Source organism: Streptomyces sp. NPDC104309 (assembly GCF_055584025.1).
In genome coordinates this window covers 1-7,922 of the sequence record NZ_JBVJMV010000107.1, presented here as the reverse complement: position 1 = coordinate 7,922, position 7,922 = coordinate 1, and the positions used below count along the sequence as shown (strand labels likewise).

At 66.4% G+C, this 7,922-nt stretch carries 4 protein-coding genes; all 4 read right to left on the bottom strand.

Annotated features, from left to right (window positions below):
* Window positions 1-653: 653 nt before the first annotated feature.
* From ACZ68L_RS46290 to ACZ68L_RS46275, 4 genes are read right to left on the bottom strand one after another with little or no spacing between them, the layout of a single operon-like run.
* Window positions 654-1,838 carry a Wadjet anti-phage system protein JetD domain-containing protein gene (locus ACZ68L_RS46290; RefSeq protein ID WP_469590857.1) on the bottom strand — a complete coding sequence of 395 codons (1,185 nt, stop codon included), beginning with the start codon at window positions 1,836-1,838 and terminating at the stop codon, window positions 654-656.
* A 1-nt stretch (window position 1,839) separates the two neighbouring features.
* Window positions 1,840-5,259: an ATP-binding protein gene (locus ACZ68L_RS46285; RefSeq protein WP_469590855.1), complete on the bottom strand. Its 3,420-nt coding sequence runs from the start codon at window positions 5,257-5,259 to the stop codon at window positions 1,840-1,842.
* A complete protein-coding gene (locus ACZ68L_RS46280; RefSeq protein WP_469590854.1) occupies window positions 5,256-5,876 on the bottom strand; it encodes a DUF4194 domain-containing protein in 621 nt (206 codons plus the stop codon). Before ACZ68L_RS46280 ends, ACZ68L_RS46285 begins: the two co-directional genes overlap by 4 nt.
* On the bottom strand, window positions 5,873-7,354 hold the full coding sequence (locus ACZ68L_RS46275) for a DUF3375 domain-containing protein (RefSeq protein ID WP_469590852.1): 1,482 nt from the start codon (window positions 7,352-7,354) through the stop codon (window positions 5,873-5,875). The genes ACZ68L_RS46280 and ACZ68L_RS46275 overlap by 4 nt, the downstream gene beginning before the upstream one ends.
* Window positions 7,355-7,922: the final 568 nt, after the last annotated feature.

The window sequence follows — 7,922 nt, the reverse complement described above, 5'->3', positions numbered from 1 at the left end:
GCCTGCCTGCCGCAGCGTGACCCAGGCCCCCGCCCGACCCCTCCACGCCCTGACGCGCCCTCAATCGATCAACACCCCACCAACGTGACAACGCCTGTCGCCGCGCTGCCAACAGTCGCGGAGAATCTTGTAGTTCTTCATCCGACTTCCTCCGGTAGGGCTCACGGAGGAGGGCGGGGACGGAACGGCGAAGGTACGGCCGAGGAACCGGCCGCCGATGCACTCGACCGCTGCCGGATGCCCGTTGCCCTGCTGCGCCGCATGGCAGATCCGGTTCTGCGCTACGCGGAGCTGGATGCCCGGGCGCAGCGCGCCATGCGGGACGGCAAGAGCCACCGCCGCCGGCCCCAAGGTAGTCAGCGGCTGAGCCGCGTCGCCGGCATCCCGCCATGCGGTGCTCGAGCGCAGCCAAGGGGGCTGGGAGAACCTCCGCTGCCCTGATCCCCGCTACACCTCGGCACTCAGCCGCAATGGGCCATGATCGCTCTGTGCCCGAGCTGCCACGCCCTGAAGACCCGTGGGACGGTGACCGACGAGTTCCGTGCTCTCCTTCGCCCTACGGCGCTCGCCATGCACCAGGAACTGCTCGCCGCAGGTCGATGAACCTGCCCCTTCATCGACACCGACAAGCTGGCTGACGGTGTGTGCGGTTGCTAGCGGAGCTCCTTGAGGGCGTCTTCGAGCAGGTGGAACCGCACGCGTTCTTGTTCGAGTCGCACGTTGGGGCCGAACTCGCCTTCCACGAGGCCGTCGTAGACATCGGCCTCGTCCGGTGTGAGCGTGCCGAGAGGCCGGTGGGTGGGGGCGTCTTCCTTCACCCACTGGCCGCGGTGCTCCAGGAGAACGCCCCGGTTCATCAGGATGGACTGCGCGTGCGGGAAGGCCCGACGCAGCCGGTCGAGGATGGTGAACCCGTGAGTGTCCAGGTCGCCCCAGTACACAAGGCGTATGCCGTGTAGCCAGTTCAGGGCGGAGAGTTGGGTGACGGCGTAGCCTGCGCCGTGGATCACGATGCTGTGGGGTTGGTCAGGGAAGGCCAGGTAGGTGGTCTCGTTCTCGATGACGTAGACGGTCGTGATGCCGGGCGGGGGCGCGGTGAACTCATTTGCCCGGACGGCCAGTTCGCGGAAGCCGGCCAGCGCTTCGCCGTCGAGGAGCCGGAAGCGTAGGTAGGCGGGCTTTCGTAGAAAGCGGAAGCGGGCGGCGAAGTCGGTGCGTGCGGCTTCGGTGTTGATGCGGGCTTCGGGGAGGCACTGCTCGAGCAGGGTGGTCAGGATGGCTCGGTGGCGTTCGATGAATTTGGTGTCCACGCCGGGTACGTCGAGCTGGCGCAGGTAGACGGTGGGACCGTGGTAGTCGAGGATCCATCGGATGGTGCTCTGCAAGCGGGCCCAGTCGCCGTCGCGCTGGAGCACCTGCATGGGATGGCCGGTCATCCACTCGACGAGGTCGGGCAGCACGTCTCGGGCAGAGGTCAGCAGATTCTGGTAGCGGGCGACCGTGGGACTGACGCCGAGCAGACGCCAGAGGTGGTCACGGTCGTCGATGCGGATGCGGGCGGGGACGTTGTTCACTCCGGCCAGGCGCCCGCCGAGGCGCCGGTACTCGATGTGCAGGTGTGGGTGTGCAGTGGGCGCCCAGGATTCGGTCCAGGCGAGGACGTGGTCATAGTGACGGGTGATGTCCCCGGCTTTCGGACCACGCAGAGGAATCTCGACGGGCTCCCATGGTGATCCGTCCGCGAGCTGGGTGAGGTAGGTGCCCATGTTCCAGCGTTTGCGGAGGCGTTCGATGACGGCCTGCGGGGTGGTCCAGCCAACGTCGTGTTGTGTTGTCATCTCATGCTCCCTGTGCGGCAGTGGGCTGCACGCCGGCCAGGGTGTGGGCTAGGCGTTCTTGGCGGTACTGGGCGATGGTCAGGGTGCGCAGGCGGGAATGGTGTCCGGTGGGGTTGTCGACGAAGCCGACGGCGGACACGTAGGGCTCGATGACGTGGATCTTCTGCAGCGGGGTGACGATCAGGAGCTGCAGGCCCAGGCGTTTGAAGAGGTCCAGGGCGAAGCGGGCGGATTCCTCCGAGCCGCGTCCGAAGGCTTCATCGATGACCACGAAGCGGAAGGTGCGGCTCCTTGTGCTGGTGGTGTCGAGCTTGAACTGGTAGGCGAGGGAAGCAGCCAGGATGGTGTAGGCGAGTTTCTCCTTCTGGCCGCCGGACTTGCCGCCGGAGTCGGAGTACACCTCGTACTCGGAGTCGTCCTCGCGGCGTCGTTCACTGGCGCTGAAGACGAACCAGTAGCGGACGTCGGTGACGCGTTTGGTCCAGGTCCGGTCGCTGTCGGTGTGGTGTTCGCGGCCCTTGAAGCGTTCGATCAGGCGCTGCACCTGGTGGAACTTCTCCTCGGAGTACAGGTCGGAGTCGTCGCCGGACAGGACGTCGTCGGTGCAGGCACGCAGTTCGGCGGTGAATTCGCGGATCTCGGTGTTGGGTGTCTGCTCAGGCTTGAGCATGATGTAACGGCCCGGGTTGTAGTCGATGTCGACCAGGGACTCGTTGATGGTGTTGATGCGGTCGCCGATCTCGTCGGCCCAGATGTTGAGCTGCGCGTGGAATCCGGCGATCTCACGGATTACGTTGGTCTTCAGATAGGTGCGGAATTGGCTCTCGAATCGCGGCAGGTCGTCCGCGACGAGCTGCTGGTGCAAGGCTCGGTAGCCGGGCGCGGAGGCGACGGAGGCGTCGAGTTCGTTGGTCTCGACCTGGTAGGCAGCTCGGAAGGAGCTCATCCGGGCGGCGATCGTCTGGCCGAGGCGCGTCTGCTCCTTGGCCCAGCGGTGTCTGTCGGCCGCCATCTCCTCGCGCAGCCGGGACTCGCTCTGGGCGCACTCCTGTGTCGTCCGGCATGTCAGGTGGGCAGTGGTCAAGCGCTGCTCGAGGGCCGGGAAGTGTGGCCGTGCGTCCCTGGCGTCCGGTTCTTCGAGTACGGCGCGGGCCTCGTCGCGGGTGCGTTCAGCGGCGTCGCGGTCGCCGTCGACTCGGCCCCAGCTCTGCTGTACCCGCTCGTATGCGCGTTCCTGTTTGGTGATGTCAACGGCGATTTCGGTGAGGCGGCGGGTGAGTTCGTCCAGGTCCTGGGAGTCGGCCTGCAGACTTTGCCTCTCGGCCGTGAGCTGGGTGATGTGCCGTACTGCGGACGGCCAGTCGATCTCGTTGTAGTCCGCCATGGCCGCCAGCCGGTCAAGGACCTTGTCATGACTGAGGGCATCCTTGTAGGTGGCGTCCAGCTCGCGCTTCTTCTTCTCCGTCTCGCGCTGGGCGTCATGGACCCGATGGGCCTGGTCCAGGAGAGCGTCGATCTTGGCCTGATTCGTCCAGCCGAGCGCATAGGTGCTGCGGTCGTCGATGCGGGTGGTGTCGTTCTTCTCGTGGCGGCCCCGTGCCCCCTTGATCAGCCCCTGGGCTGTGATGGCGAGTTCGGTGTGCCGGAAGTCCTCCATCGTCGGCACGCAGGCGTGGGAGGCGCGGCGTTCGAGCTCGCCGGCCAGCCACGGGGCGAGCGGCGAGTCGTCACGCACCTCGAGCTTGGTGAACAGCGCCGTGGACGTGGCGGTGGGCAGGCGCCGCGGCGGGAGCTTGTCCGGGACGCGGAAGTAGACCAGCTTCGCCCCCAGGTGGTGGTCATTGATCCAGTCTGAGACGCGGGCGTACTGGTCGCCGGAAACCAGGAGGGACACGGCGAAGCCGCGCAGCAGACGCTCGGCGGCCCCGGCCCACTCCTGTTCCTCGTCACGGACCTGGATGAGTTCGCCGGCGAACGGCAGGGCACTCTCCTCGATGCCGAGTTCGCGGCTCAGGCGAGCGCGTACCTCCAGCTGCTTGCGAGGGATGTTGCTGCGGCGCGAGCGCAAGCTGAGCAGGTCCGCGTTGATGTCCTCAGCCTGCCGCTTCAGCTGTGCGGCCTCGACCGCGAGGGTCTCCAGGGCCGTGCGCGTGTCACGGGCGGTCGCGGCGACGCTGTGCTGGGCGCGGATGATGTCCTCGAGCCGGTCGGTGAACTGGGCCCGGTCGGTCACCGGGGCCAGCTTTGCCTGCTCCAACAGGGCGGCGTGCTGGCGGGCCCGCCCCTCCTGCGCGGTACGCTGCTCCTCCGTCTCCTTGATCTGGCGCTCGAGCTCACCCAACCGGCCGCCGCCCAGGCCCTCGCGCTGCAGGTCCCACCGGCGCTGCTGGCCACGCAGCCGTTCCAGCTCGTCCTTCGCGGCATCCTTTTCGCCCTGCAGGCGTGCGAGTGCCCGTTCCGCCTCGGCGCGCTGGGCTTCGTGCAGCACTGACGTGCGCTCGGCGATGAAATACCGCAGGGCGGCCTGCTGCGTGTCGGCTTCGTCGATGCGTGCGGTCAGCCTCTCGTAGGCGTCGCATTCCGCGAGCAGTGGGGTGAGGGCCTCGGCCTGGGCGCGTGCTCGCTGAACGGAGTTGTAGGTGGTGGTGAGCTCATCGAAGTGGCTGATGATGTTGTCGGTCATGGCCGCCGCATCGAACGGCTCGAGCATGTGACTGCGCACGAAGTCGTCCAGGCTGCCCACCGACTTCATCGACACCGTCTGGTGGAAGAGCTCCAGTGCCTGCTCGGACTCGATGCCCATGCGGCGCCGGAAGTCCTTGCTGTAGGGCGGGAACGTCTTGTGGACGCGGACGTCGCTCGCTTCGAGACGCCTCTTCAAGGAGTGCACCTCGGTGCCGAAGTCGGCGAAGTCGCCTGCGACGGACAGCGCCTGGTCGGCGACGAGGAATAGCCGATCGGGGTTGCTGGCGTTCGCGTCAGCGAGCCAGAACACCTGCCCCAACGTGACGGTCGCCGATAGCGCCGGGTTGGTGAAGACCCCCAGGATGACGGAGTAGCTGCCCGGCCTGCGCAGCGCCACCGGCTTGGTCGCTCCGGTCGTCTCGTTGCGTTCGGACTTGTAGTGGCCCAGCACATAGGAGCGCAGGCTGCGCTCGCCGCTCTCCGCGCCGGCCGCCTTGTTGTAGGCGATCTTGCGTGCAGGCATGAACAGGGTGGTGATGGCATCGACCAGGGTGGACTTCCCGGAACCGATGTCCCCGGTCAGCAGGGCATTGGCGCCGCCGATGCCGAACGTCCACACGTGCTTGTCGAACGTGCCCCAGTTGTATACCTCCAGGCGCTCCAGCCGGAAGCCGGCCGCAACCAGGTCGGTGGAGGCGACACTCGTGCCGGCGGGGCCGGACTGGGCGGGGATCACTGCTGCTTCTCCTGGTGGGTGCGGGTGACCGCGTACTGGGCCAGGTTCGTTTCGAAGTCGGCGAGCCACTGCCCGTCGACGAAGGCTTTGATGATCCGCTGCACCTCGAAGAGCTGGTCCTGCCTGCGGGCACGGCGCAGGAACTGCAGGTCGACCACCTTGTTGATGTGGCCGTCGATCTGGTCGACCAGGCGGGCTTCATTGGTACCGGCGGGGAGGAACAGTCGGACCATCTCCACGATCTCGTCCCGGGTGATCATCAGGCGGGTGCCGTCGGCGCCTGCGTCGAACTCTGCGAGCCGCTTGCGCAGCAGCACGACCAGCAGGCTGACGGGGTAGGACAGTGAGCGGCGGGGCATCAGCCGCGGCGGCGCCATGCGGGCATCGCGGACGTCGTCCTCGTCGTCGGGTTTCGACTGGAGGAAGGCGTAGCCCTCCATCTCGTCGATCACCACACGCAGCCCCATGACGTCGACGTAGTCCTTCACACCGGCACTGTGGTTCAGCAGGGCCTCCCATGCCCTTTCGTGCTGGTCACGGAAGACGGGACCCTTGAGCAGTTGGTTGACCGGCAGGGAGAGAACGGACGGCTGACTGGGGGTGGCAGGCGTGGTCATCGCCCCTCCTTCGAGCTGGAAGCCCAGGCGATGCCGGGGCTGGTGCGGGCAAAGGTGACCACGGGCACGGTGGCCACCTGCTGGACAGCCTCCTCACTGGTCCAAGCGATCTCCTCCTGACGCTGGTCGTCGAACACCGTGGTGAACCCGTCGTCCGGCAACGCGAGGTAGGCGACCAGCTCGGCAAGCCCCTGCTCCAGAGGATGCTCGCGCAGTGTCTCGGCCAACGACACCTGCGTGCGCGAGCCCAGCGCCTGGTGCACCGCTGCTGTGAGCCGCGCCGAATCCACATACACCGCCTCGAACAGTGCCTCAGCCGCGAACTCCTCGTCCCCCGCCTCAATGCCAGTACTTTCGATCGGCACCTTGACCAACGGGGTGTACAGGGGCCGCTCCATCGGCAGAACAATGGTCGGCGCGGCCGCATCGATACCGGCAACCAGATCCACGCCCGGCACATCACGCAGCGCCAGAGCCTGAGCCTCAATCTCGCGCACGAGCTGCAGGACGCGGCGATCCTCCGAGCGCACCTGGTCGTCCAGGAACCGGCGCAGCTGCCCCGAAAGCTGCCTCACCGTGGTCTGAGTTCGCTCGGCTGCCTCCAGCCAGTCCCGGGCCATGCGCCGCATCCTGGGGTCGGGCTCGTCGATGGCCTCCATGGCTTCGACCTCGGTCAGAAGCGTCTTGAGCTCCTCCTGACGGCTCGGGGCAAGCAGGAAGTCATAGAACGCCTGAAAGGTACGCCCCTGGTCCGATTCCGCGATGCTCTCGCGGCTGCTCAGCACCTCGTCCAGCAGCTCACCCTTGGCCCCGTCCCACGCCGCGATCTTGCTCCGCAGGTCCCGGTCCAAGTCCCTGAAGTTCGCCTCGACCTCTCGGAAGTCGGCCAGCAGCCCATGCGCCGTATCGGACACCTGCTGATAGCGGTCCCGCAGCGCCGCGCTGTCCAGAACATCCACGTCACCGGCCTCGACACGCGCGATCTCCAGATCGATTTCATGCCGACGTCGGTTGAGCTCCACCAGTCGCGCCTCGGGATCGGTTTCGGTCCCGAACGTCATCTGCCGCAGCAGGTCGAAAATCGTGCTCAGCCGCGACTCCGTGCCCACGAACGAACGCTCTTCCAACGACCGGACCCACGCGACGGCCTTCTCCACGGCGGCCGTGGCGTCATAGTGCGGCTCGTCCGAATCCGGCGGGTAGTACTTGCGCAGCCAGCCATTCTCCGGCGCCGACCAGCCGTCCAGATACGCCCTCGCAGTCTTGGAGAACGTCCCCTGGCCCAGCCGATCGTTCAGGGCGAACAACTCATCGTCCAACCGTTCGGCAAGCTCCGCACCCGCGATCGAGCGCACTCCCTGCTCGACGAACACCTTGTTGAAGAAGCTCAGCATCAGCGCAGCATGGTCGGCCTTCAGCAGCCGCCAAGCAGCGCTCTGCTTTCGCAGAGCGACCAAACGGTCGTAATCCAACTCCATACACCCTCCCGTTCTCACTACCCCCAGCAGATTCGTCCGCGCCCCCGAAGAGATGGAACGCACACGCCCCATCCAGCTGGCATCGATGCACGCACAGCCACGCCGGAGCATTCCGCGCGAACAGAAAGAACCGTAGAGGCCACCACTGACAACCGGACTCGACACAGCGGACGACCAGACGGGCCCCGACGGCCGCAGAGAAGAGAAACAGCAGGCAGGAACCCAGAGAAAACCAGATTCGGGATCGTTTCCAATCCTCACCTCCCACAGGCATTTACGAACACAGTTTCGAGCGCGAGTCAAAGGCTTTGCTCGTCCACCCACTTCGACGCCCAGCGTCGCGGCTTGCGGATGATCCTGCATCGGTCGCTCCTTCGAGCGAATGCAGCCCGAACAGCCCACCCCTTTCCGCTACCGCTGACAGCATCCGCCCCGTCAATGAAAGCCAGGATCAAAGGTGGCCCCCTTGAAACTTGTCCCGTCCCTCGTCTTCTTGTCGCTGTCCCAGGTGAGGTTGTTCAGTTCACCGTCCGTCCCGGGGCATGTTGCCGCCCGCCGCATGCACCCG

Excerpts from the sequence above, each read along its gene's own strand:
- ACZ68L_RS46280 (WP_469590854.1), bottom strand. The coding sequence starts at position 5,876 with ATGACCACGCCTGCCACCCCCAGTCAGCCGTCCGTTCTCTCCCTGCCG.
- ACZ68L_RS46290 (WP_469590857.1), bottom strand. The coding sequence starts at position 1,838 with ATGACAACACAACACGACGTTGGCTGGACCACCCCGCAGGCCGTCATC.
- ACZ68L_RS46275 (WP_469590852.1), bottom strand. The coding sequence starts at position 7,354 with ATGGAGTTGGATTACGACCGTTTGGTCGCTCTGCGAAAGCAGAGCGCT.